Raw genomic sequence first — 24,587 nt, forward strand, 5'->3', positions numbered from 1 at the left:
GATCAGCCGGCGTCCTCTTCGGTCTTTTCTTCGTCGCCCTTCAGTTCGCCCAGCAACTCGTGGAAATCCTTGGCTTCACGGAAATTGCGATAGACCGAAGCGAAGCGGACATAGGCGACGTCGTCGAGCGATTTCAGCGCTTCCATGACGAGCCGACCGACCTCGCCGGAGGCCACTTCCGTCTCGCCGGAGCTTTCGAGCTGGCGCACGATGCCGGTCACGGCGCGATCGATCCGCTCGGGGTCGACATTGCGCTTGCGCACCGCGATCTCGACCGAGCGCAGCAGCTTGTCGCGGTCGAACGGCACCTTGCGGCCGGACTTCTTGATGACGACGAGATCGCGCAGTTGCACGCGCTCGAAGGTGGTGAAGCGGCCGCCGCAGTCCGGACAGACGCGGCGCCTGCGGATCGCCGCGCCATCCTCGGCGGGACGCGAATCCTTCACCTGCGTATCTTCGGACTGGCAATAGGGGCAGCGCATGGAGAGCCTTGGGTTTGCGATTCAGAGCATGATCCCGAAAAGTTGCAGACTCTTCGGAGAAGATCATGCTTCAAAAACAAAATCTTAGAGCGAGATGGCGATTCAAGGAAGCGTCATCTCGCTCTGGTGAGCGGAAGGCTTAGAGCCTTTCATTTCTCAGAGATAGCGAGGCGCGAGAAAGATTGCCAGCGCCCTGCCCCTGTCGTGCCCGGTCGGTTCAGGGCGCGACGTCCTTGGTCGGGAATCCGCAGGACGTGCCGAGGTTGCGGTAGGCCTTGGTGAAGCCGTCCATCGGAATGCTGGCGACGGTCTGCTTGCCAAAAACAACATCGAGCGAGGTGACTTTGCGCATGGCGCGCAGCAGAGCGAGACTTGTCTTCGCCTGGTTGTCGACCGTCCAGCTGGGACGACCGCCGACGGCATTCGAATAGACTTTCGCGGAAACCTTGATGCCGGGGTCGCCGAAGGTCGCCGCGATGTCCTTGCCGGTCGGCAGGTCCTTGTTGTCGACGGCGATCATGATCGCGGGATAGGCATCCGGCGGCAGCGCGTCGCCGGTCGAGATCGACAGCGTTAGCGTGCCAGCATTGCCGATGCCATCGACGAAAGCTGCGGAGGCCGCGCAGGTCTTGTGCGCATCCTGCCCGGTGTCGAGCGTGTCGATGATCGTGGTCCATCTGCCGAAGGTGTTTGTGGCCGGTTCTGGCTGCGCCTGCTCCTGCCCGGCCGCGCCGGACACGGCGAAACCGGCCAGCGAGCCGACCAGGGCCAAGGCGGCAAGATGGAAAATGCGCATCATCAAGTCTCCAGTTCGCGACGCCGCCCAATCAGGACGGCGCACTGCCGGCGGATAAAAGATGACGCGCGGCTTCCGGTCAACCGAGATAAGGATAGAGCGGGAAGCGATCCGTCAACGCCGTGACCTTGGCCTTGACCGCGGCCTCGACTGCCGCATTGCCCTCGTCGGAATTCGCCGCCTTCAGCCCGTCCAGCACCTCGGCGATCAGCTTGCCGATCTCGCGGAACTCGGCCTGGCCGAAGCCGCGCGTGGTGCCGGCCGGCGTGCCGAGACGGACGCCGGAGGTGACGAACGGCTTTTCGGGGTCGAAGGGGATGCCGTTCTTGTTGCAGGTGATGTTGGCGCGGCCGAGAGCCGCCTCGGCGCGCTTGCCGGTGGCGTTCTTCGGGCGCAGGTCGACCAGCATCAGATGGTTGTCGGTGCCGCCCGACACGATGTCGAGGCCAGTTTCCTGCAGGCTCGAAGCCAGCGCCTTGGCGTTGGCGACGATGCTCTCGGCATAGGCTTTGAAGCTCGGCTTCAGCGCCTCGCCGAGCGCCACCGCCTTGGCCGCGACGACATGCATCAGCGGGCCGCCCTGGAGGCCTGGGAAGACCGCCGAGTTCATCTTCTTGGCGATCTCCTCGTCGTTGCAGAGGATCATGCCGCCGCGCGGCCCGCGCAGCGACTTGTGCGTGGTCGTGGTCACGACATGCGCATAAGGCAGCGGCGACGGATGCATACCGCCGGCGACCAGACCGGCGATATGCGCCATATCGACCATCAGATAGGCGCCGATCGAATCGGCAATCTCGCGGAAACGCTTCCAGTCCCAGATGCGCGAATAGGCGGTGCCGCCGGCCAGGATCAGCTTCGGCTTCGTCTCATGTGCGGTCTTCTCGATCGCGTCCATGTCGAGCAGGTGGTCGTCCTTGCGCACGCCATATGAAACGACCTTGAACCATTTGCCGCTCATGTTGACCGGCGAGCCATGCGTGAGATGGCCGCCGGAGTTCAAATCGAGGCCCATGAATGTGTCGCCGGGCTGCAGAAGCGCCAGGAAGACGGCCTGGTTCATCTGGCTGCCGGAGTTCGGCTGGACATTGGCGAAGTTGCAGCCGAAAAGCTTCTTGGCGCGTTCGATGGCGAGTTCTTCGGCTACGTCGACGAACTGGCAGCCGCCGTAATAGCGCTTGCCCGGATAACCCTCGGCATATTTGTTGGTCATGATCGACCCCTGCGCCTCGAGCACGGCGCGGGACACAATGTTTTCCGAGGCTATCAGTTCGATCTCATGGCGCTGGCGGCCAAGCTCGTTGCGGATGGCGCCGAAAATTTCCGGATCGGCGTCGGCAAGCGTGGTCTCGAAGAAGGATTCGAATTTGTTGGCGGCTGCCGCGGCATTTGACATGGCTTGCTTTCCCTTGGGGCCGGAGGTCTGCGAGGTCGCCGCGCCATTAACACAGTTGTTTGGAGCCCGCCACGTTTGCGGCGCGAAATTTGCTGGCCGGATTGCGCCAAGCAAATCGGCTGAACACTATTTCCGGTCGCGCCGGCTTTTGAGCAGCGCTTCTGTCAAAGTGATCTCGGAAAGCAGCGCCCGCATCGTGTGGTCGTTGATCTGGCGGGTGCGGAACATGGCGCGCACGGCGGCGCGCTCCGCCTCGATGCCGGCGTGCCTGAGCTCAAGCTCCAGCCGCCCGGATTCGCGCGCCTCGGCGCGCGCCTCTTCGGCCTCGTCGGAAGCCGCGATGCGGCGCCGGTAGCCGGCAACGATGCTGTCGGCGACCGCGAGCCGGGCCTCGGCCGCCTCGCCTTCGCCGCCCTCGCTGGCGAGGCGCTCGATCTTGGCGATGGCGGCCTTGGCGGCGCCCGCACGCGCCCGCCGCTCCTCGGCCGCACCCGGATCCTCGCCTGGCTCGACCAGCCCGCGGGCGATCCTCGGCAACGCAAGGCTGGCGATGACCAGCGAACAGATGATGACGCCGGCGGCGAGGAAGATCACCACGTCTCGCGCTGGAAAGGGCGAGCCATCCTGCAGCGCGAGCGGCAGCGACAGGATGCCGGCAAGCGTGATCGCGCCGCGCACACCGGCCACCGATCCGGCAAGCCTGACGCGGAAACCAAAGGGCTCTGCCTTGCGCTTGCCGAGCCGCGCGGCGATCATCGATGCCATGTCGCCGATCCAGATCCAGAGGAAGCGCAGGCCGATCACGCAGAGCGTCAAAATGAGCACGGTCAGCACCGGCTCGAACAGCCAGTGCCGGCTGGTGAGCTCCGGCGGGACCCTGCGGATGATGTCAGGAAGCTGCAGGCCGAGCAGGATGAAGAGAGCGCCGTTGAAGACGAAGGTCAGCATCGACCATAGCGACATCGCCTGAATCCGCGCCGAGACCGAGAGATGGCGGAAAATGCCGGAGGTGCCCGTAACCAGGCCGGCGGTGACCGCGGCCAGGATGCCCGAAGCGCCGACATGCTCGGCAATCAGATAGGCGACGAAGGGCAGCAGAACCATCACCAGCACCTGCGCCCCCGCCGGAGTGCCGCCGATGCGGCCAAGCACCTGCAGCGCCTTGGCGGCGACGAACAACGCCGCAATGCCCGCGAGGATGCCGGCCGCCACGGCGTAAAGAAAGCTCAACGAGGCGGCGGCGAACGAAAAGCTGCCGGTCAGCGCCGCCGCAACGGCAAAGCGGAACATGACCAGGCCGGAGGCATCATTGAGCAGGGATTCGCCTTCCAATATGTGCATCAGCCGAGCCGGAACGACATTGCGGTCGACAATCGAGGACACGGCAACGGCATCGGTCGGTGACAGCACGGCGGCCAAAGCGAACGCAACCGCCAGCGGGATGCTTGGCACCAGCCAGTGCAGAGCATACCCGAAGCCGACGATGGTGAAGAAGACAAGTCCGATGGCGAGATCGAGGATCGGCCGGCGCAGCTCGATCAGCTCCCGTTTCGGCGTCGCGAAGGCATCACCGAACAGAAGCGGCGGAATGAACACCAGCAGGAAGAGTTCCGGATCGATCTCGACATGCAGTCCCTTGGCCGGCCAGGCAAGCGCGGCGCCGATCGCAATCTGCAGCACGGGGAGCGGCACCCGCACCAGCCGCACGAGAGCGCCGGAAAGCGCCACGAAAGCAAGCACGACGAGAATGAAGACGGCGACGTCCATGATGCTATTCCAGCTGCTCGCGCTTTAAGTCTCACTTTTCGACGCATGTCGCTCTGCCAAAACCGCTGCGCACTGTTTGGGACATGCAAACAAAAAAGCCGCTCCAAGAGCGGCCTTTTCGTGATTTATATCAATCGGTTACAGCGCAGAAGTAATCTGCAGCTCGCTGTTGCCGTCGAGGCCGTAAATGTCGTCGCGGAACTGCACGACGCCGGGTCCGGTCGACCATGCCGACAGATACAGGAAGTGGACCGGCACCGGGTTGACCACCTGAACCGGCGTATTCTCGCCAGTCTTGATCGCCGCCTCGAAATGCTGGCGATCCCAGCCGGGCGTATCACGCAGGATCCAGGTGACGAGGTCGCGCACATTCTGGACGCGCACGCAGCCGGAAGAGTCGAAGCGCATCAGCTTGCCGAACAGGCTCTGCTGCGGCGTGTCGTGCATGTAGACGCCGTCCGGGCTCGGGAAGTTGATCTTGACCGAGGCCATGGCGTTGCCGGCGCCGGGATCCTGGCGGAAGCGGTACTTGGCGGCATCGTCCGTCGACCAGTCGACGGTCATGGGATCGACCTCGCTTCCGTCAGGCGCGAACAGCCGGATGTGGCTGTCCTTGAGGTAGTTCGGGTCCTTCCGCATCAGCGGAATGATGTCCTTGCGCACGATCGAGACCGGCGCGTTCCAGTAAGGATTGACGATGATCTCGTTGATCTTGGAATTCACGATCGGCGTCTGGCGGTCGATCTTGCCGACGATCGCGGTGTGGCGCAGCACGACGCGGTCGTTCTCAACGGCTTCCACCTGCGCGGCCGGAATATCGACCAGCACATAGCGGTCGCCGAGCGTGCCCGCCTTCTCGCGCAGCCGCTGCAGATTGGTCTGCAGCTGGCCAAGCCGGATCGGCGCCGGCACGTTCATCGCCGAATAAGTGTATTTGCCCATGGAGCCGTCAGCCGGCAGGCCGTGACGGAGCTGGAAGCGCTTGACCGCCGAGTCGACATAGGAATCGAACGCCGTCGAAATGCCGGCGCTCTGCGACAGGTCGCCCGAGACCATCAGCCGCTTGCGCAGCGGCACGACATCCGGATCGTCGACGCCGAGCTGCAATTTCTTGGTTGCCGGAACCTGCTCCCAGCCGCCCTGGCCGACAATGCCCTGGTACTGCGCCACCGCCTGCTCGGTGAAGGCTACGGTCTGCAGGCTGAAGATCGGCAGCGTCGAGGCAACCTTGCCGGTCTCGCTGGCACGAGCGTCGAACTGGTCGTCCCAATTGCCGCGGGTCGAGGATTTCAGAATGTCGCCGATCACATCCTGCGCGCTGGCATGGCCGGCGACGACGGCGGCGGCGAGCGCAGAGGCTCCGGTCAGGAAGAAACGGCGGCTGGTTCTCATGGATGTTCCAGACATTTTAGCTATATCTAATCTCGCTCAGTTCGCTCTACTGGCGGGTTGCCCGCACTCTAGGGTCGGCAATCTTAACAATTAGCCAACCATGACTTGCGTCAGCAGGGCGTGAAAACGTAGGACCACGACACCTGCTCCAGGAAGCGCAGGGCCTCGGCCCGCAGCATCACCCGCATTCTCGCTTTCACTGCGATTATGGCGGCAACGTGACCTTGGCCCGCGATTTGCATCCGGCAAGATGATCAAAAAATGGGACCGAGGCATTTTGGCATCGCCGATAGCGGCGGGTTCACCAGATGCCCGCCGTCATCCTCGGTTTGCCCCTATTTCACCCGGTTCGGGCAGAGGGCTTTGAACTGCTCCAGCGTGTAGTCGTAGCCCGAGGCCCCCGAGCCATCGAGCACCACGTTCTCGTCGGTGTCGGTGATCTGATAATCCGTCTCGCTTCCGGCGGGGCTGCGCCCCTGGAACAGCATGTTGGCGCCGTAAAAGGTGGTGAATTTTCCGCTCTTGCAGTCCGCTGTGATCTCCAGATGCAAGGGCGTTTTCATTTCCTTAGCGATGCAATCCTCGGTCACCTCACCGACATAGTCGCGGCAGGATCCGATGGCGTTCTGCCTCGTATGTTTGGTCAGGATGCTGGCATGCGAGGTGTTGATGCCGGATTTCTTGACGACCGTAACCTCCATTCCGGCCTTGGAGCCATAACCGAGGGTCCGGGCAGCGGCCGGTGAAACAAGGATCACAGCGCAAATCGCAAGCAGGATATGACGCATGAGGCCCTCCTCTTTTGCCTGCAGAGCTTCCACGCGCGCTGCTCAGCGGTCAAGCGCCCTGCTGCAGCGCGCTTTCGCAAAAGACAAGAACCGGCACCTGTCGGCACCGGCCCTGATTGTTTCCTCCGGCCGCGCTTCTTCGGCGCGACTTCGATCGTCTCAGATTTCGAATCCGCTTACATCCGGTAAGCGATCGTGTCGTTCCAGAAGCGATCCAGACGCTGGAGCGCGCGGTTCATCTGCTTGAACTCGTCGGTGTTGATGCCGCCCACGGCCTCGATCGAGCCGACATGGCGCTCGTAGAGGCCGGCGACGACCTCGGCCACCTCGTTGCCCTTCGGCGTCAGCGAGACGCGGACCGAGCGGCGGTCGATGCGCGAGCGCTGGTGGTTGATGAAGCCGAGGTCGACCAGCTTCTTCAGATTGTAGGAGACGTTCGAGCCGAGATAATAACCGCGCGAGCGCAGCTCGCCGGCGGTCAGCTCCGAATTGCCGATGTTGAAGAGCAAAAGCGCCTGGATGGCGTTGATGTCGGAGCGGCCGTTGCGGTCGAACTCGTCCTTGATCACGTCAAGCAGACGGCGATGCAGACGCTCCACCAGCTGCAGCGATTCCATGTACAGCGAACGGATCGCCTCGCGGCGATCGTCGGAAACGTTGGCGGTCTTCGCCGCCGGACGCGAATTGATCATTGTCTTTGCCTCTCGTTTGTCGCCCGGTGATTTTTTGTTCTTCACCTTGATCGCGACACTATCGAATACTCATAAAATTCGACTTAAACGCCAGGGCTAACAAGAGCTTACCGGTAAGAGGTTTCGAAAGAGGCTTAACGAACGGTCATACGAGCAAGAACAATTAACCTAAAGATTTAGCCAAGGGTTTTGGGGCAGTCGCCGACCCCGTATCTAGGTTCCTTACGCCGCCCGGCAAGCTATTGCCTGAGCTGGCGCTTCTGCAGCCAGATGACCACGCGGAAGACGATGTAGAGCAGCGCCACGCAGGCATGTGAGACGACGATCAGGATCCGGTGGCCGAAGAGATTGGGAAAACCGGCATACATGACGGTCTCGGTCGCCGCGCAGATGAACCAGATCACTGGCCCCCAGGAGGCAAGCATCCAAAGGCCCGCGGCGGCGAAAGGAAAGAAAACGGCAAGCGTGGCCGCGGCCACCTGCCAGTGCACCGGCATCAGATCGAAGCGCCAGAGCTCGCCCGGATAGATGCCGATCAGCCGGACCCAGTAGAGGACACCGAACAGCAGGCAGTAGCCGGCAATGACCCGCTGGAACCAGGCGAAGATGATCTCGGTGGTCGAGGGCTGCAGCACCACGCGCCTGGAGGTGACCTCGCTCACAGCTCCAGCTCCCCGGCCCCGAGCGGCGCGAAATACGCGTCGACATCGGCTGCGCTCACCGCATCGAGGCTGGCGGGCCGCCATTCCGGCTTCGAACCCTTGTCGATGATGGCGGCGCGGATGCCTTCATAAAAGTCGTGGCCGGCCAGCATGCGGTTGAGGATGCGGAACTCCATCTTCATGCACTCGTCCATCGACAGCGTCGACCCGGCGCTGATCTCGCGCCAGGCGACGTTGAGGCTGGTCGGCGAACGCGTCCTGATCGTTGCCAGCGTCTTGTCGCCGAAAGCGTCGGTGGCGGATGCCCGCTCCAGGCTGGCGACGATAGCGGCGAGCGAGGGTTGCGAGAAATGGCGGGCGATCGATTCCAGATCCTGCCGCTCGGTCTCGCGTCTTGCGGGTGTGAAGAAATCGCGCAACTCCGCGTTCGCGTCGCCGCTTGTGGCCAGCTCGTCAAGCAGCCCCGCCTGGTCCTCGGCCTTGATCGTGTGGGTGGCGAGGCCCGACCACAGTGCATCACCATAGCGGATGCGGTTTCCTGTCAGCCCCAGATACATGCCGAAGCTGCCGCCGAGATCGGGCAGCAAATGGCTGGCGCCAACATCGGGGAAGAAGCCGATGCCGACTTCCGGCATGGCGAATTGCGCGTTCTCGGTCAGCACGCGGTGCGAGCCGTGGAAGGAAATGCCGACCCCGCCGCCCATGACGATGCCGTCGATCAGCGCGACATAGGGTTTCCTGAAGCGGGCGATGCGGGCATTGAGACGATACTCGTCGGCGAAGAAGTCGACCGGCGGCTTGCCGGCGCGGCCCGCCTCGTAAATGTGCAGAATATCGCCACCGGCGGAAAACGCCCTGCCCTCAGCCTTGACGACGACGACGGCGACGCCGGCATCGCCCTCCCAGGCGTCAAGCGCCTTGCCAAGCGCCTTGACCATGCGATGGGTGACGGCATTGAGCGCCTGCGGCCGCGTCAGTGTGACGACGCCCGCCTTGCCTAGACGCTCGAAGCGAATCTCGTCGCCTCCGCCAAAATCCATCGCCAGAGAATCCTCCTCTCCGCCCTTCCAGAGGGATTGAAGTGCTAAAGGCGGCATAGGGATGCGTCAATGGCAGCATCGCCGCGCTGGCGGCCAGCCGCTTCCGGTGTTAGGTAACCGGCAAAGTGTCGCGCGTAGGCGGCGCGACAGATTTCGAGCTAATCGACATGGCTGGGGTTTCTCGTCTCGTTGCTGGATTGGCAGGTCTCCTCTTTCTGGGAGTTGCGCCGGCCGCCGCCGAGGCAGCCTCCGAACTCTACCTGGCGCAGACGATCGTCACCGGCACCGGCGAGCCTAATCGCGAGATCGGCTTCAGGGATTGCCTGGACAAGGTGCTGGTCAAGGTTTCAGGCGATCAGCGGCTGACGCAGAAGCCGGAGATGCTGGCGCTGCGCAATAAGGCGGCTGACTTCGTCCAATCCTTCCGCTACCGCGACCGGCTGGAAGGCGTTCCGATCCATGACGAGCAAGGCACGCATGACCGGCCGCACGACCTCACCTGCCTCTACAAGCCCACAGTGGTCGACAAGCTCCTGGCGCAGCTCGGCAGCAGGCCATGGCAGGGCGAGCGGCCGCTGATTGCCGTCTTCATAACGGCCGAGCAAGGGGCGCAACATTTCGTGCTGACGGCCGACGAGGATCGCGGCGAGTCAATGCGCGAATCCTTTGCCAATGCCACGGCGCCGCTCTCGGTGCATGTCAGCTTTCCAGAGGCTAACCAGCTCGCCGGCCTCGACGACAAGGCGCTGCGCACTGCCGATATGGCAAAGCTCGACCAGCTCGCCCGGCAGGCGGGTGCCGACCGGGCGCTCGCCGGCAGCATCGTGTGGAACGACAAGGAATTGGGCTGGATCGCCGACTGGCGGCTGGCCGAACACGGCAAGACCTATCAATGGCAGGTGCGTGGCGTCAGCTTCGACGAGGCTTTTCGCGTGGCTGTGAAGGGCGCGGCACAGATTCTGTCGGGGAATGGACAGCCGTAAACGTCGGCGCTGCCGCTCATCCGCCTGCCGGCACCTTCTCCCCGTCAAGGGAGAAGGGAAGTGCTCCAGCGCCGGCGATCGCCTCTCCCCGTTCTTCACGGAAGCAACTGGCACAATCGTGTCGCATTGGTCAGCGGCAGGGGCGCATGGTAAAAGCCGGGACGACAACAGAGTTCTGGCGATGAACAAGTTCACCCCCGCAAAGCCTGCCGGCGCCCGCAGCGTCGACGAGATCACAGGCAGCCGCAGGCTGCGGCGCATGCGCAAGGCCGACTGGTCGCGCCGGCTGGTGCAGGAAAACCAGCTCTCGGTGAACGATCTGATCTGGCCGATCTTCGTCGTCGAGGGTAAAAATGTGCGCGAGCCGATCGCCGCCATGCCGGACGTCTACCGCCTGTCGGTCGACCTCGCGGTGAAGGAAGCGGAGCGCGCCGCCAAGCTCGGCATCCCGGCGATCGCGACTTTTCCCAACATCGAGGTTTCGCTGCGCGACCAGACGGGCTCGCATATCCTCGATCCCGACAATGTCATCAACCGGGCCACCCGCGCCATCAAGGATGCGGTGCCGGAGATCGGCATCATCACCGACGCGGCGCTCGATCCGTTCACCAGCCATGGCCATGACGGCATCCTGCGCGACGGCATCATCGTCAACGACGAAACCGTCGAGCAGGTCACGGCCGCGGCCGTCATCCAGGCAGCCGCCGGGGCGGACATCATCGCGCCGTCCGACATGATGGACGGCCGCATCGGCGCGATCCGCGACGCGCTGGACGCCAACGGCTTCCAGGACGTGGCGATCATGTCCTATGCGACGAAATTCGCCTCGGCCTTCTACGGCCCCTATCGCGAGGCAGTCGGCACCGCCGGCCTGCTCAAGGGCGACAAGAAGACCTATTATATCGACCACGCGAATTCCGATGAAGCCGTGCGCGAGGCCGAGCAGGATCTGGCCGAAGGCGCCGACATGCTGATGGTGAAGCCGGGGCTGCCCTATCTCGACATCATCCGGCGGCTGAAGGACGAGTTCCAGATGCCGACCTTCGCCTACCAGGTGTCGGGCGAATATTCGATGATCAAGGCGGCCAGCGCCAATGGCTGGATCGACGGCGAAAAGGCGATGGTGGAATCGCTTCTCGCCCTCAAGCGAGCCGGCTGCGACGGCGTCCTCACCTATTTCGCGCCGACCGTAGCGGAGATGCTGAGGGGCTAGGCCCAGGCGAAATCTTAAATTCTCGCAGCGTCACCTGGGCGCCGCCCGACGAGACGATCGCTCGCCGGAAAATTCCGCTTGCATTATGCAACCAGTTAAGTTACCCCATGACTGCTTGCAAAATACAACTAGTTCACGAGGCGATCATGTCAAAGCTGCGCGTCAACGCTTTTACCCTGTCGCTGGACGGCTACGGCGCCGGCCCCGATCAGACTCTCGAAAACCCGCTCGGCGTCGGCGGCGAAGGACTGCATAAATGGATGATCGGCACGCGCACCTTTCGTGAGATGGTGATCGGCAAAGAGGGCGGGACCAAGGGCATCGACGACAGCTTCGCCGTGCGCAGTTTCGAGAATGTCGGCGCCTGGATCCTCGGCCGCAACATGTTCGGGCCGGTCCGCGGCGAATGGCCGGACGAGAGCTGGAAAGGCTGGTGGGGCGACAACCCGCCCTATCACGTGCCGGTCTTCGTGCTCACCCATCACAAGCGGGCGCCGATCTTAATGGAAGGCGGCACGACGTTTTACTTCGTCACCGACGGCATCCATTCGGCGCTCGAACAGGCAAAGGCGGCCGCCAAGGACAAGGATGTGCGGGTCGGCGGCGGCGTTGCCACGATCCGGCAATATCTGAAGGAAAGCCTGATCGACGAGATGCATCTCGCGATCTCGCCAATCCTGCTCGGCTCCGGCGAGCATCTTTTCGCTGGACTGGACATGCCGAAGCTCGGCTACCGCTGCACCAGCCAGGTCGCGACCGCCGACGCGACGCATGTGATGATCGGGCGGGCGTAAGCTCGGCTCCCCCTTCTTCCTCTGTGGGAAATGGCGAAGTGCTCAATACTTCGCCGGCACATAAAGCTCGCGCGGCAGCACCTGGCGCTCGTAGGACGGGTTGAAGACGCGCTCCGGCAGCGTGATCTCCTCATGCGGCACGTCTTCGTAAGGCATTTGCTGCAGCAGGTGATCGATGCAGTTCAGTCGGGCCCGCTTCTTGTCGTTGCCTTCGACAATGAACCAGGGTGCTTCCTTGATGTTGGTACGGGCGAAGGTCTCTTCCTTGGCTTTGGTGTATTGTTCCCAGCGCACGCGCGACTGCAGGTCCATCGGCGACAGCTTCCACTGCTTCATCGGATCGTGGATGCGCATCAAAAAGCGCATCTGCTGCTCCTCGTCGGTAATCGAGAACCAGTATTTCACCAGCGTGATGCCGGAGCGCACCAGCATGCGTTCGAATTCCGGCACGTCGCGGAAAAAGTCTTCGACCTGATCCGCATTAGCAAAGCCCATCACCCGCTCGACGCCCGATCGGTTGTACCAGGAGCGGTCGAACAGCACGATCTCGCCGCCCGCCGGCAGATGCGGCACGTAGCGCTGGAAATACCATTGCGATCTTTCACGCTCGGTCGGCGCAGGCAGCGCGACGACGCGGCATATGCGCGGGTTGAGGCGCTGGGTGATGCGCTTGATGACGCCGCCCTTGCCGGCCGAGTCGCGTCCCTCGAAGATCACCACCAGCTTCTTCTTGTGGTAGGCAACCCAGGACTGCAGCTTGATGAGCTCCGACTGCAGCCGCAGCAGCTCGCGGAAATAGGTAATTCGCTCGATGGAGGGCGGATGCGACTTCTTGTAGATCCTGGCGATCTCGAGCGAGAGCGCGGGTTCGGAAATCTCCAGCTCGTAGTCCTCGTCGAGCGTGTCCTCGAGTTCGGCTTCCAGCCAATCCTTGGCTCCGGAATTCGTCTTGACCTCGTTCATTGCGCAGCTCCTGCCTGTCAGCCACTTTCGCCTCGGATGCGCTCCGGCCGCGGCCGGAAGCACAACTCCGTAAGCCGACTGAGATACAGACGCGCAATGACGGTTTTATTGCGAGCAGGAGCCGGCAACGCTGGACCAGCCGATATGTGATCGGCCCGTATCGATGGCGGGGCGACAAGCCGCCCGAATTGTCCTACAAATACACCTCGCGTCTTCCGGCGCCCGCGACGGCGCGCCTCTTCAAAACAAATCGCAAGGACCTGACATGGAATACCGCACGCTTGGCCGTTCCGGACTGAAGGTTTCGACATTGACCCTTGGCACGATGACCTTCGGCGGGACGGGCCCGTTCGCCGCCGTCGGCAAATCCGATCTCTCGGAGGCGAGCCGCATCGTTGATACCTGCATCGATGCCGGCATCAATCTCATCGACACCGCCAACGTGTATTCGAACGGCCTGTCGGAGGAGATCGTCGGCGAGGCGCTCGGCGGCAAGCGCAAGAACGATGTGCTCATCGCCTCCAAGGCGCGCATGCGGATCGGAAACGGCCCCAACGACGAAGGCCTGTCGCGCCATCACCTGATCCGGGAATGCGAGCGGAGCCTGAAGCGGCTCAAGACCGACGTCATCGACATCTATTTCCTGCATGAGTGGGATGGGGTCACGCCGCTGGAGGAAACGATCGCTGCGTTCGACACTTTGGTCAGCCAGGGCAAGGTCCGTTATGTCGGCTGTTCCAATTATTCGGGCTGGCAGGTGATGAAGGCGCTCTCGATCAGCGACAGCCATCATCAGCCGCGCTTCGTCACGCAGCAGATCCACTACACGCTTGAAGCGCGCGAGGCGGAGTACGAGTTGCTGCCGATCTCGGTCGACCAGGGTCTTGGCGTGCTGGTGTGGAGCCCGCTGGCCGGCGGCCTGCTGTCGGGCAAATACCGCCGCGACAGCCCGACGGCCCGCCAGCTTGGCGGCTGGTCCGAACCGCCGATCCGCGACGAGGACAGGTTGTGGCGGATCGTCGACGTTCTGGTCGAAATCGGCAAGGCGCGCGGCGTTTCGGCGGCACAGGTGGCGCTTGCCTGGCTGCTCGGCCGCCCGGCCGTTTCTTCGCTGGTGATCGGCGCCCGCAACGAAGCCCAGCTCAAGGACAACCTCGCCGCGGCCAGCCTGACGCTGTCCCTGGACGAGCGCCTGCGCCTCGACGACGTCAGCCGGCCGCCGGTGCTTTATCCCTACTGGCACCAGCAGCTCACCGCCAAGAACCGGTTCGGCCCCGCCGACCTGGTGCTCGACCGCAGCGATATCTGAGAATTCGCGCCGTGCTCCGCGCCCGAAAACGCGCGGAGGTCAGCCGGCGATAAAACGCCAGACCTCCGGGTCGGGTTCGATCTGGCCGCTGAGCACGAAATATTTGTAGAGGACGAGCAGCGATACCGCCCGCTCGTCCTTTTCGTTGCTGAACCGGCGGCAATAGGCGTTGGCCGCCGTTATGATGCGTTGGGCTTCCGCCGGGTGCTTTTCGAAATAGGCGATCTTGTCGGCGACGTCCGAAAAATCCGACGCCAGAGGCACGTAGTGGACATCGGCCTCGAGCTCAGCCTCGGCGAACCAGGTTTCGTAGGTCGGCGGCGGCATCAGGCAGAGCGAATTCGAGCTCATGATCCACTTGAGGTTCGTCGCCACGTCATTGCCTTCGAGCGAGACGATGTAGCGGAACTGCCGCTGCTGCGCGATCGTGAGATACGGCTTGCGATAGTTCTCCGGGGCGCTTGGCTTGGGCGAGCCGGCATCGCAAGATGGCAGGTCGCGCACGGCATCGACAAACCGTTTGCGGATCGGATTGTTGAAATGACCGCGCCAGACCGCCATCGGGCGCTTGTCGGCGAAGGACAGATTGTCCTTTGGCATGTTGAAATGGCGGAACTTGTCGAGCTTCATGATCACGGCGTTGCCGTTGTCGTTACGGATCGGCCGGTCCTTGACGATTGACGGCACCGCCGGAACGTCGACGACGTCGCCGAACTCGAGATCGATGAGCAGGTGGCGATCGAAGTAGCGGGCGAACTCCTTCAGGTCGTAATAGTACATACTCCCGAACTTGGGTATTTGACTGGCCGGCACGGCCGCCGCGCTCGGCACGAAGCTATGGTCGAGCCGGTTGTAGTAGTTGACCCGATCACGGACCGTTTTGCTGGAGAGCCTCGCCTGGTCCAGCCGGCGCGCAAGCCGCTGGCGAAAGAGAGCCTGCGGCGCCACATCGCGCGTGATGTTGCGTATGAAATAAAATACCCGCGCTGCGGTGCGTAAGGGCGAGGCCATGCGTCCGTCGTTTAAAGATGTCCGTCGCCTCCTACAGCATTGTGCCGAACATCTTGCAAGCCCGCCCAAGCTGACGAACTTGTTGAAGTTCTAATATTCGACGATGGGCGAGGATCAGGCAGCGACGACGGCAAAGCCCCTGGCGCGCAGGCCGCGCCGGTCGTCATGCAGCGAAGTCACCAGGCGGTCGCGGCTGCCGGCGATGTGGGCCGAGAGCAGCCGTGCCGCCTTTTCGGCGTCACCCTTTCGCACGGCAGCCAGGATGGCGTGGTGCTCGGCCCAGGCGCGGCCAAGCGCCGCCTCGTCGCGCACTTCCAGCCAACGCGCGCGGGAGAGCCTGGTCATTGCATCGCGGACTCCCCTAAGCAGGAATTCATTGCCGGAAAGCCTGGCCAGCTCGATGTGAAAATCCAGACCAACGCGGTGCCATTCCTCGCGCGGCGTACCGGCGTCGCAGGAATCGAGCATCGCCGCGATCACCTCGATCCCGCTGCGATCTTCCAGCGACGCCGTCAACCGCACCGCCGCCACCTCGACCGCCTCGCGGTAGACGGCGATCTGGCCGAGCTCGGCGAGATTGATCGGCGCCACCGTCCAGCCGCGGCCGTCACGAGCGATCAGCCCTTCGGTCTCGAGGCGCAGCAGCGCCGCCCTGACCGGGGTGCGGGAGGCGCCGAAGCGGCTTTCGATCCAACGCTCGGTCAGCCGCTCGCCCGGGCCGATCTCGAGCCCGAGGATCATTTCGCGAAGCTGCCTTTCGACATTCTGCATTTGCGACATTTGTCGTTCCGCTCTTCGGCGCCGCATTGACAGCGGCGGGGTTGAGGTTCATGACGGATACCGATCTGGTATCCCAAAATGGTATCCGGAACAATCCCGGACAACCAAGTAGGCATGACATGGCAGAAAACAGCACCCAGAGCGGCTACAATATCCATTGGCGACGCAATCTCGCCGTCTGCTTCGCCGGCTCGTTCAGCACGCTGATTGCCATGACGCTGCTGTTGCCGTTCCTGCCGCTTTATGTCGAACAGCTGGGTGCCAAAGGGCACGCGGCAATCGTGCAATGGTCAGGAGTTGCTTACGGTGCCACCTTCTTTGCCGCGGCGCTGGTCGCCCCTCTGTGGGGGCGGCTCGGCGACCTTTACGGCCGCAAGCTGATGCTGGTGCGCGCCTCGTTCGGCATGGCGATCTGCATGTCGCTGACCGGTATGGTCGAAAGCGTCTGGCAATTGGTGTTGCTGAGGCTCCTGATCGGCTTTGCCGGCGGCTACTCCTCGGGATCGACGATATTGGTGGCGATGCAGACGCCAAAGGAGCGCTCCGGCTGGGCGCTCGGCGTGCTGTCGGCCGGCATCACGGCCGGCTCGCTGGTCGGACCGCTGCTTGGTGGCATGCTGCCGCCGCTGATCGGCATCCGCGCCACCTTCCTGTTGTCGGGCGCTGTCATCTTTCTCGCTTTCCTGGCCACGACTTTCCTGATCAAGGAAAACCCGCCGGCTCCCAAAGCTGTCTCGTCGGCAAAGCCGAAGAGCGGCTGGGCACAGATCCCCGACAAGCGTCCGGTCGTCGCGATGCTGACGACCGGCATGCTGCTCGCCTTTGCAACCATGTCGATCGAGCCGATCATCACGGTCTATGTGCAGCAGCTCGTGGTGGACCAGAACAAGGTGACGATGGTCGCGGGCGTGGTGATGTCGGCGGCCGCGCTTGGAACCATCCTGTCCTCGTCGTGGCTGGGCAAGCTTGCCGATCGGGTCGGCCACTGGAACGTGGTCGTCGGCGCGCTCGCCGTTTCGGCCCTGCTGCTTGTCCCGCAAGCTTTCGTCATCGACGGCTGGCAGCTGATCGGGTTGCGCTTCCTGATGGGGCTGGCGCTGGGCGGCCTCCTGCCCTGCATCACCAGCGTCATCCGTCACAACATCCCCGACGGCGTCGGCGGCAATGTGCTCGGACTATCGATCTCGGCGCAGTATGTCGGCCAGGTCGCGGGACCGCTCGCCGGAGGCTTCGTCGGCGGCCATTTCGGCATGCGGGCGGTGTTCTTGGGCACATCGGTGCTGATGGCGCTGGGGGCGGTCTATAACTGGATTGTCCAGACGCGGCGCGCACGGCATATGCTGCTCGAGGCCGGCGAATCCTGAGCCGCGCGCGATCGAAGACGGAGCATCGAAATGAGTCTTGCCGGGCAACCATCAGACGGCGGCAGCCGCATCCTCGTACTGGCAGGCGGTCTCGTCGGCGCGGCAGGGGTGGCGCTGTCGGCGGCGGCCGCGCATCGCGGCGGCGCCTTCACCGGCACGGCCGCATCCTTCCTGCTGATGCATGCGCCGGTCTTCCTCGCCATCGGCCTTATCGGCGGCAGCCGGTATCTCCGGATCGCAAGCCTGGCGCTCCTTGTCGGCCTGCTGCTGTTCTCGGTCGATCTTCTCGCCCGGGATTTCCTCGGTTCGCGACTGTTTCCGATGTCGGCGCCGATCGGCGGCACGCTGCTTATCGTCGGCTGGCTGGCGATTGCGGTCTCGGCGCTGTGGCGCCCAGGGTCCTAGATCCGCCTTGCCATTGCTGAGGCTCGTCGGAAAATGGGCCGCGACTACCGCCCTCCCCGACGCAGGCGCCGCTGGCGCGACGCCGGCTCCGCCGTGCGCCGGCTTCCGGCCGGTCGGTTGCCGGCGAGATGCCCCAATAGTTGCGATAGATGTCCTCGAAAAGATGGCTGATGGGATGCATGGCTTGGTTCCTTCAATTGAATCGATCCAACCGATCGACGCGAAAAAGACTGCTGCTCAGGCGCGCTTGCGCTCCACGATGAAGCGGGGCTGACGCTTCCACGGGCCTGCCTTGCCGCGGCGCCGCTCACTCTGCGCGGCCGAAGCAATGCCCCAATCGTTGCGGTAGACGTCCTCGAACAAAAAGTTGACCGGATGCATGGCACCCTCCTTCTCGTATCTTGCTTCATGTCAGGTGACTTGGATCGATTCAATCATAAGCCCTGCACCGCCGAAGTCAAGGAGAAATTTGAATCGATCCAACAAAAATGGTAAGTGGACCGTCGGACATTCCGCGTCCATGTTCGACATGCGACCGGATTCGGAGAACAGACATGGCATCACTCATCGAAGGCCAGGCACGCCCCATCCGGCTGGCGGATATTGCCAAGGCGGCGGGCGTCTCGCATGGGACGGCCTCCAATGTCTTCAGTCGCCCGGAGGTCGTGCGCGCCGAGGTGCGCGAGCGGGTCAGGGCGGTGGCGGAGGCGATGGGTTACGCCGGGCCTGATCCGAAAGGCCGCCTGCTGCGCGCCGGCAAGGTCAATGCCATCGGCGTCGGCACGACCGAGCCCCTTTCCTACTTCTTCGAGGATCCCTTCGCGCGCGTCATGATGGCCGGCATTTCCGAGGCCTGCGACGCCACCGGCGCCGGCATCGCATTGGTTTCGGCGGCCAACCAGGAGAAGCTCGCCTGGAACATCCAGAGCGCGCTTGTCGACGGTTTCATCCTGTTCTGCATCGAAGGCGGCTCGCGTCTCGTCGAGCTGACGCGCGAACGCAGGCTGCCCTTCGTGGCGTTGGAGCTCGGCTTTCACGACGAGACGATCTCGGCCATCGGCGTCGACAACATCGCCGGCGGACGGCTCGCCGCGCGGCATCTTGCCGAACTCGGACATCGCCGTTTCGCCGTGCTGTCGCTTACTCTCGGCGATGACCGCACCGGCTTCGTCACGCCCGAAATGGTCCGCTCGGCCGTCTACACGGGAACGCGCGATCGTCTGGCCGGCTATTTCGAGGAACTGTCCGGCTTCGGTGTCGACACGAAGAGCATCCCGGTCTTCGAGACCGAGAACGAGCAAAGGAGCACCTGGGCCGGGCTCGAAGCGATCTTTGCCGGCGGCGAGCGGCCGACCGCTATCCTGGCAATGTCGGACAGGATGGCCATGATCGCCATCGACTGGCTGACTGCGCGCGGTCTGAAAGTGCCGGAAGACGTTTCCGTTGTCGGCTTCGACGGCGTGCCCGACGGCGCGCTCTGCGACCCGCCGCTGACCACGATCGCGCAGCCGATCACCGAGATCGGCCGGCGGGCCGCGCGCATGATCCTCGACTATGACGGCGCGGTGCGGCGCGAGACGATGGGCGTTGAGCTCGTCGTCAGGGCCTCAACGGGCCCTGCTCCCATATCCTAGAACCACATCTCAATATCCGCCGACCCGCGCCGGCATGGGCGGCGCAGCGAACCCGGTGCGCGCCGGCTCCGCACGCGCCGGCTTGATGCGGGTCGGGCCGAGACCGGCGAGCCATTCGAGATAGAGCGCCAGCGCGAACTGCATGGCGATGCCGGCAGCGATCAGCAGCGTGTCATAGGCGAGGCCGCCCGGATTGATCAGCCTCAGCACCTGAGCGGCCATGGCGATCAGCGTTCCGGCAACGAAAACGGGCAGCGAGCGCTTGCCGAGGATCGCCAGCGGATTGTCAGGCTTGGCGCGGAAAAGGTTCGACACGGCCGGCAGGGCGACGATCAAATAACTGACGGCCAGGATATGCAGCAGCCGTGCCAGCGACAGGAAGGTCTTGTCGAAGCCGCCGATCACCACCGGCAGATTGAACCAGGTGATCTGCCCCCAGAGTGGGCTGTGCACCCAGATCGCCGCGCCCACCACATAGATGCCGGCGAAACCCACCAGCCACCGGTTTACGGGGATGGTGCCGCCGCGCCTGACATGCAGCATGGCGGCAAGGCCGATGTTGAACAGGAACTGCCAGGACAGCGGGTTCAAGAACCAGAGACCCGGCTCGGGATAATTCGGCGGCGCGATCTGCCAGATGCCGGCGACCAGCCACAGCAGTCCGGATACGGTCAGTGCCGCCACGGGCCTGTAGCTGACGAACAGAACGAAGGCCGGCGCCGCCAGAAGCAGCGCCGCATAGACCGGCAGGATGTTGTTGTAGCCGAGCTGATGGCCGAGCGTGACGATGCCGAAAAGCACCTCCGGCGTGTTCTCCATCAGCGGCTCGATGTTGATCATCTTCAACAGCTCCGGGCGGTGGGCGAACACAGCCGTGGCGGAGAACAGGGCGATCACCAGCATGGTGATGACGATGTGGGTGACGTAGAGCACGCCGGCGCGCCGCCACATCTTGAGGGTCGCCAGCAGCCTGCCCCCCGGCTTGAACTTGGTGCCATAGGCGAGCGCCACCGAGATGCCGGAGATCAAAACGAAGGCCTCTGCCGCATCGGAAAAGCCGAGGTTCTTGTAGGTCAGGTTTTCGAAGACGGTACCCGGCACGTGGTCGACGAAAATGGTGAGCAAGGCGAGCGCGCGCAGCACATCGATACGCGTATCGCGTTGAGAAACGGGGATGGTCATCGACAAAAGGCCTCAGAGCTGGTGTTTCATGTCCAGCAATGCGACCCCCGACGCACCGCTTCGATTCCTCCCGTTCGGGAGTGTATCGGCGCAGAAACGGCCCGAAATGCGCCGGGTTCAATCAACTTTCGCGGAGCTTGAAAACATTCCGTTTTGAAGCCGGCAAATCAGCGAAATCACCGTAGAATCAAAAGGATCTGATCATGTCCGAACATGACAGCAAAAACAGCGAGCTGCAGCGTGATCTGCCCTTTTCCTATCGTCTGATCAGACCGGAAAATGCGAGCGGCGAATGCCTTTTCGTGCTGCATGGATCGGGCGTGGACGAAGCGACACTTTTGCCGCTGGCGAGGCGGATCGCGCCGCGCGCGGTGGTTGTCGCAGCACGCGGCCGCATCCGCCAGGAGGACGGTTTTCGCTGGTTCGAGCGAATCACGCCGACCAGCTTCGAGCAGTCGAGCATCCGCGCGGAGACGGCCGCTTTCGCCCAATTCGCGGTGGAAGCCGCACGGCACCACGAGCTTGATCTCACTCGCGCGACCTTCCTGGGTTACTCAAACGGCGCCAATCTGGTTTCCACGCTGATGCTGCTTCACCCGGGCCTCGTCAGGCAGGCGGCGCTGCTCAGGGCGATGCCGGTGCTCGACGATGCGCCGGCGACCGACCTTGCCGCAACGCGAGTGCTGATCATCGCCGGCGCGGCCGACCAGACCTACGGCCCGTTCGCGCCAGCCTTGGTGACGCTCTTCAGCCAGCGCCGTGCCGAGGTCGATGCGCGCATCGTCGCCTCCGGCCACGAGTTCGGCGCCGCGGATGCCGCGATCGCCCGGCAGTGGCTTGCCGCGACCTCGACGCCGGCCGCCTGACGAGAGATAGACGCTGCTGCCGAGGCTAGCCCTGCCCCATCCGGTTCCAGGCATCCAGCCCGGCGATCTTGTAGGCTTCGGCCAGCGTCGGATAGTTGAAGGTGTTGTTGACGAAGAAGTCGACCGTGCCGCCGAGATTGATCACCGCCTGGCCGATATGGATGAGCTCGGTCGCGCCCTCGCCGACGATATGGGCGCCGAGCAGGCGGCGCGTGTCGACCGAGAACAGGAGCTTCAGGAAACCTGAGTTGACGCCCATGATGTGGCCGCGCGAGGTTTCCCGGAAGCGCGCCACGCCGACCTCATAGGCGATCCCGCTCTCGCGCACCTGCTCCTCCGATTGGCCGACGGTGGAGATTTCCGGCACGGCGTAGATCCCGTAAGGGAAGGTTTCCGGCGGCGGTGGCAGCGCCACGCCGAAGGCATGGCAGGCAGCCACCCTGCCCTGCTCCATCGAGGTCGAGGCCAGACTCGGAAACCCGATGACGTCGCCGGTGGCATAGATATTGGGCGCGCTGGTCTGAAATGTCTGGGGATCGACCTTGATGCGGCCGCGGCTGTCGGCCTCGATGCCGACCACGTCGAGCCCGAGGCTGCCAAGATTGCCGCTGCGGCCGGCAGCGTAAAGCACGATTTCGGAGCGAATGGTACGGCCATCGGCAAGCGTCACTTCGGCATGATCGGGCTTGGAGGCGATTTCCTTCACCGTGCTGCCGAGGCGAATGGTCATGCCGCGGTCGCGCATCTGATGGATGAAGTCGTCGACGATTTCGCGATCAACGAAATCGAGGATGGTGTTGCGCGGCTCGACCAGCGTCACCGGCACGTCGAGCGCCGAAAAGATGGTCGCGTATTCGACGCCGATGACGCCGGCGCCGATGACGGTCAGCGTGCGCGGCAACCGGTCGAGTTCCAGCATCTCGTCGCTGTCGAAGACGCGCGTCTTGTCGAACGGCACGTCGCGCGGGCGGTGCGGCCTGGTGCCGACGGCGATCAGCGCATTGGCGAAACCGATCTCGCTGTAGTCGCCCTTGTCGGTGGTCAGGCTGACCTTGTTGGCGCCGATGAACTTGGCCGTGGCCCGCGCGCTTTTGACCGCGTTGCGCATGAACTGATGCTGTAGCACCTCGACTTCGTGATCGAGCGTCTTGCGCAGGCGCTCGACGAGGTCGCTGACCGAAATATCCTGCTTGACCCGATAGCCGCGCCCGTAGAAGCCGCGCTCGCGCCAGCCGGAGAGATTGAGCACGGTTTCGCGCAGCGTCTTGGATGGAATGGTGCCGGTGTGCACGGAGACGCCGCCGAGACGCCGGCCCCTATCGACGACCAAAACCGACTTGCCGAGCTTGGCCGACTGCACCGCGGCGCGGCGCCCGGAGGGGCCGCTGCCGATGACCAACATGTCGTAGTCCATATTCCCCATCCCCTCGGCGTCTTTTTGCGCCGCAGCAGGCTAACGCGATCCGCGCCATGAATTCAATCGCCGCAGTGCCGCTCGCCACAGCCTGCCGCGCGGGCGTCACGAGCAGTCCATCTTGATTCCGCCACCGGCTTTCACCATTTCAGTGGCGAATGGCCGAGACTGATTTCTGGTCTGTTGCGAGGGCATGACACATGAACACGCGCGTGCTGGACGGCGAGATTATCACCACAAGGCTCGAGGATACACGCGCCTACCGCGGCGTGCGCACTAGGCGCGTCTTCGCCTTCATCCTCGACTATTTCTTCGTGGCGCTGCTCACCATCCCCTTCGCCATATTGGTCGCCCTACTCGGGCTTTTGACCTTCGGCCTGGGCTGGGCGCTGTTCTCCGTCCTGCTTCCGGCGGTTGCCATCCTCTATATCTGGAACACGCTGGGCAGCCGCGACCAGGCCACAACCGGCATGAAGATCATGGGCATCCGGCTTCAGAGGCTCGACGGCACGCGCATCGACGGCCTGACCGCCGTCGTGCATTCGGTGCTGTTCTGGGCCGGCAACGTCATCCTGACGCCGCTGGTGCTGCTGGTCACGCTGTTTTCCGATCGCAAGCGCACGCTGCACGACCTGCTTCTCGGCACCGTCGTCACCCGCACCGATAGCTGACGATATGTGCGGCCGCCCTCGCCGCGCCGGTTGTGCTAGATTATGAACAGCTTGGGCCGGCCGAGACAGCACAATCCTGTTGAATTTTTCGCCGGCCGGGCCAAAGGTAGGGCGATTCGCAGGAGCGTGTCCAAGAATCGATGACGCAGCATCCGACCCAGTCGCCGCAGTTCTTCCTGACCGCGCCGTCCCCGTGCCCCTATCTGGAGGGCCAGTTCGAGCGCAAGGTGTTCACGCACCTTGTCGGCGACAAGGCGCCCGAGATGAACGATCTGCTCACGCAAGGCGGCTTCCGGCGTTCCCAGAACATCGCCTACCGGCCAGCCTGCGAATCCTGCCGCGCCTGCGTGTCGGTGCGCATCCTGGCGCAGGAGTTTACCGCCAGCCGCAACATGCGCCGCGTCACCCAGCGCAATGCCGACCTCATCGGCGCCATGCACGACGCGCAGCCTTCCACCGAGCAATATTCGCTGTTTCGCGCCTATCTCGACGCGCGCCATCGCCGCGGCGGGATGTCCGACATGACAGTGCTCGACTATGCGATGATGGTCGAGGACACGCATGTCGACACCAAGATCATCGAATACCGGCGCCGCGGCCCCGACACCTTCATCACCGGCAAGGGCCAGGGTGAATTGATCGCGGTGGCGCTGACCGACAAGATGGCCGACGGCTTGTCGATGGTCTATTCCTACTTCAATCCCGATTTCGAGGACCGCTCGCTCGGCACCTTCATGATCCTCGATCACATCGCCCGCGCCAAGGCGATGGGACTGCCCCACGTCTATCTCGGCTACTGGGTCAACGGCTCGCGCAAGATGAGCTATAAGATGCGTTTCATGCCGCAGGAGCATCTCGGCCCGAAAGGCTGGGAACGCTACGACCACGAAGCGGTCAGTCGCTGACGTTTTTTCCAAAGCCCGTTCTTAAACTGTTTCAAGGGGCAGGAAGCTGATGTTTCCGCCACTCGCTGGAAGAGTGCGCCA

At 63.4% G+C, this 24,587-nt stretch carries 25 protein-coding genes; 10 read left to right on the forward strand and 15 right to left on the reverse strand.

Going from position 1 to position 24,587, the window contains the following annotated elements; all coding sequences use genetic code 11:
• Positions 1–2 precede the first annotated feature (2 nt).
• The 9 genes from nrdR to CK218_RS19230 form a co-directional block, all read right to left on the reverse strand.
• Complete coding sequence (gene nrdR / locus CK218_RS19190; RefSeq protein ID WP_059184872.1) at positions 3–482, reverse strand: transcriptional regulator NrdR; 480 nt, start codon at positions 480–482, stop codon at positions 3–5.
• 217 nt (positions 483–699) lie between these two features.
• Positions 700–1,278 (reverse strand): hypothetical protein, encoded by a 579-nt coding sequence (locus CK218_RS19195; RefSeq protein WP_067330212.1) that lies wholly within the window; start codon positions 1,276–1,278, stop codon positions 700–702.
• A 79-nt stretch (positions 1,279–1,357) separates the two neighbouring features.
• Positions 1,358–2,671 (reverse strand): serine hydroxymethyltransferase, encoded by a 1,314-nt coding sequence (gene glyA / locus CK218_RS19200; protein WP_067330041.1) that lies wholly within the window; start codon positions 2,669–2,671, stop codon positions 1,358–1,360.
• Positions 2,672–2,797: 126 nt separating this feature from the next.
• A complete protein-coding gene (locus CK218_RS19205; RefSeq protein ID WP_095783250.1) occupies positions 2,798–4,438 on the reverse strand; it encodes a Na+/H+ antiporter in 1,641 nt (546 codons plus the stop codon).
• A gap of 138 nt (positions 4,439–4,576) precedes the next feature.
• Positions 4,577–5,830 (reverse strand): L,D-transpeptidase family protein, encoded by a 1,254-nt coding sequence (locus CK218_RS19210; RefSeq protein ID WP_067000724.1) that lies wholly within the window; start codon positions 5,828–5,830, stop codon positions 4,577–4,579.
• 335 nt (positions 5,831–6,165) lie between these two features.
• Positions 6,166–6,618, reverse strand: a complete 453-nt coding sequence (locus CK218_RS19215) for a hypothetical protein (RefSeq protein ID WP_095828646.1) — start codon at positions 6,616–6,618, stop codon at positions 6,166–6,168.
• A 176-nt stretch (positions 6,619–6,794) separates the two neighbouring features.
• Positions 6,795–7,310 (reverse strand): winged helix DNA-binding protein, encoded by a 516-nt coding sequence (locus CK218_RS19220; RefSeq protein ID WP_067001002.1) that lies wholly within the window; start codon positions 7,308–7,310, stop codon positions 6,795–6,797.
• A 239-nt stretch (positions 7,311–7,549) separates the two neighbouring features.
• A complete protein-coding gene (locus tag CK218_RS19225) occupies positions 7,550–7,972 on the reverse strand; it encodes a DUF6163 family protein (RefSeq protein WP_067000719.1) in 423 nt (140 codons plus the stop codon).
• Positions 7,969–9,012, reverse strand: coding sequence for an enoyl-CoA hydratase/isomerase family protein (locus CK218_RS19230; RefSeq protein WP_067000717.1), 1,044 nt, complete (start codon positions 9,010–9,012; stop codon positions 7,969–7,971). Before CK218_RS19230 ends, CK218_RS19225 begins: the two co-directional genes overlap by 4 nt.
• 167 nt (positions 9,013–9,179) lie before the next feature.
• On the opposite strand from CK218_RS19230, the gene CK218_RS19235 reads away from it, so the two are divergent.
• The 3 genes from CK218_RS19235 (at position 9,180) to CK218_RS19245 (ending at position 12,002) form a co-directional block, all read left to right on the forward strand.
• The gene (locus tag CK218_RS19235) at positions 9,180–9,995 is read left to right on the forward strand and encodes a DUF2066 domain-containing protein (RefSeq protein ID WP_095828548.1); all 816 of its coding nucleotides are present in this window, start codon (positions 9,180–9,182) and stop codon (positions 9,993–9,995) included.
• Between the two features lie 181 nt (positions 9,996–10,176).
• A complete protein-coding gene (hemB, locus tag CK218_RS19240) occupies positions 10,177–11,208 on the forward strand; it encodes a porphobilinogen synthase (protein WP_095783248.1) in 1,032 nt (343 codons plus the stop codon).
• A 146-nt stretch (positions 11,209–11,354) separates the two neighbouring features.
• The gene (locus tag CK218_RS19245) at positions 11,355–12,002 is read left to right on the forward strand and encodes a dihydrofolate reductase family protein (RefSeq protein ID WP_095828549.1); all 648 of its coding nucleotides are present in this window, start codon (positions 11,355–11,357) and stop codon (positions 12,000–12,002) included.
• Between the two features lie 42 nt (positions 12,003–12,044).
• Here the strand turns inward: CK218_RS19245 and ppk2 are convergent, their stop codons facing one another.
• Positions 12,045–12,965, reverse strand: a complete 921-nt coding sequence (ppk2, locus tag CK218_RS19250; RefSeq protein WP_095828550.1) for a polyphosphate kinase 2 — start codon at positions 12,963–12,965, stop codon at positions 12,045–12,047.
• Between the two features lie 265 nt (positions 12,966–13,230).
• Here ppk2 and CK218_RS19255 point away from each other — a divergent pair, with 265 nt between their 5' ends.
• Positions 13,231–14,274: an aldo/keto reductase gene (locus tag CK218_RS19255; protein WP_095828551.1), complete on the forward strand. Its 1,044-nt coding sequence runs from the start codon at positions 13,231–13,233 to the stop codon at positions 14,272–14,274.
• Positions 14,275–14,313: 39 nt separating this feature from the next.
• Here the strand turns inward: CK218_RS19255 and CK218_RS19260 are convergent, their stop codons facing one another.
• Together CK218_RS19260 and CK218_RS19265 are read right to left on the reverse strand one after the other, a co-directional pair.
• Positions 14,314–15,285 carry a glycosyl transferase family 90 gene (locus tag CK218_RS19260; RefSeq protein ID WP_095778632.1) on the reverse strand — a complete coding sequence of 324 codons (972 nt, stop codon included), beginning with the start codon at positions 15,283–15,285 and terminating at the stop codon, positions 14,314–14,316.
• 114 nt (positions 15,286–15,399) lie between these two features.
• Positions 15,400–16,065, reverse strand: a complete 666-nt coding sequence (locus CK218_RS19265; RefSeq protein ID WP_067000700.1) for a GntR family transcriptional regulator — start codon at positions 16,063–16,065, stop codon at positions 15,400–15,402.
• Positions 16,066–16,184: 119 nt separating this feature from the next.
• Between CK218_RS19265 and CK218_RS19270 the strand changes: the two genes are divergently transcribed.
• Together CK218_RS19270 and CK218_RS19275 are read left to right on the forward strand one after the other, a co-directional pair.
• Positions 16,185–17,429 (forward strand): multidrug efflux MFS transporter, encoded by a 1,245-nt coding sequence (locus CK218_RS19270; protein ID WP_095828552.1) that lies wholly within the window; start codon positions 16,185–16,187, stop codon positions 17,427–17,429.
• Between the two features lie 30 nt (positions 17,430–17,459).
• The gene (locus tag CK218_RS19275; protein WP_095828553.1) at positions 17,460–17,834 is read left to right on the forward strand and encodes a DUF423 domain-containing protein; all 375 of its coding nucleotides are present in this window, start codon (positions 17,460–17,462) and stop codon (positions 17,832–17,834) included.
• A 237-nt stretch (positions 17,835–18,071) separates the two neighbouring features.
• Here CK218_RS19275 and CK218_RS30665 read toward each other — a convergent pair whose 3' ends face one another.
• On the reverse strand, positions 18,072–18,215 hold the full coding sequence (locus CK218_RS30665) for a hypothetical protein (protein WP_095828554.1): 144 nt from the start codon (positions 18,213–18,215) through the stop codon (positions 18,072–18,074).
• A gap of 173 nt (positions 18,216–18,388) precedes the next feature.
• On the opposite strand from CK218_RS30665, the gene CK218_RS19290 reads away from it, so the two are divergent.
• A complete protein-coding gene (locus CK218_RS19290; RefSeq protein ID WP_067000691.1) occupies positions 18,389–19,468 on the forward strand; it encodes a substrate-binding domain-containing protein in 1,080 nt (359 codons plus the stop codon).
• A 9-nt stretch (positions 19,469–19,477) separates the two neighbouring features.
• Here CK218_RS19290 and opgC read toward each other — a convergent pair whose 3' ends face one another.
• Positions 19,478–20,650, reverse strand: a complete 1,173-nt coding sequence (opgC, locus tag CK218_RS19295) for an OpgC domain-containing protein (RefSeq protein ID WP_095828555.1) — start codon at positions 20,648–20,650, stop codon at positions 19,478–19,480.
• 203 nt (positions 20,651–20,853) lie between these two features.
• On the opposite strand from opgC, the gene CK218_RS19300 reads away from it, so the two are divergent.
• The gene (locus tag CK218_RS19300; RefSeq protein ID WP_095778626.1) at positions 20,854–21,516 is read left to right on the forward strand and encodes an alpha/beta hydrolase; all 663 of its coding nucleotides are present in this window, start codon (positions 20,854–20,856) and stop codon (positions 21,514–21,516) included.
• A 25-nt stretch (positions 21,517–21,541) separates the two neighbouring features.
• Here the strand turns inward: CK218_RS19300 and sthA are convergent, their stop codons facing one another.
• Positions 21,542–22,930, reverse strand: coding sequence for a Si-specific NAD(P)(+) transhydrogenase (gene sthA, locus CK218_RS19305; protein ID WP_095828647.1), 1,389 nt, complete (start codon positions 22,928–22,930; stop codon positions 21,542–21,544).
• 200 nt (positions 22,931–23,130) lie between these two features.
• Here sthA and CK218_RS19310 point away from each other — a divergent pair, with 200 nt between their 5' ends.
• Positions 23,131–23,601: an RDD family protein gene (locus CK218_RS19310; RefSeq protein ID WP_095828556.1), complete on the forward strand. Its 471-nt coding sequence runs from the start codon at positions 23,131–23,133 to the stop codon at positions 23,599–23,601.
• 140 nt (positions 23,602–23,741) lie between these two features.
• The gene (locus tag CK218_RS19315) at positions 23,742–24,506 is read left to right on the forward strand and encodes an arginyltransferase (protein ID WP_067000678.1); all 765 of its coding nucleotides are present in this window, start codon (positions 23,742–23,744) and stop codon (positions 24,504–24,506) included.
• Positions 24,507–24,587: the final 81 nt, after the last annotated feature.

The organism is Mesorhizobium sp. WSM3879, assembly GCF_002294915.1.
Taxonomy (GTDB): domain Bacteria; phylum Pseudomonadota; class Alphaproteobacteria; order Rhizobiales; family Rhizobiaceae; genus Mesorhizobium.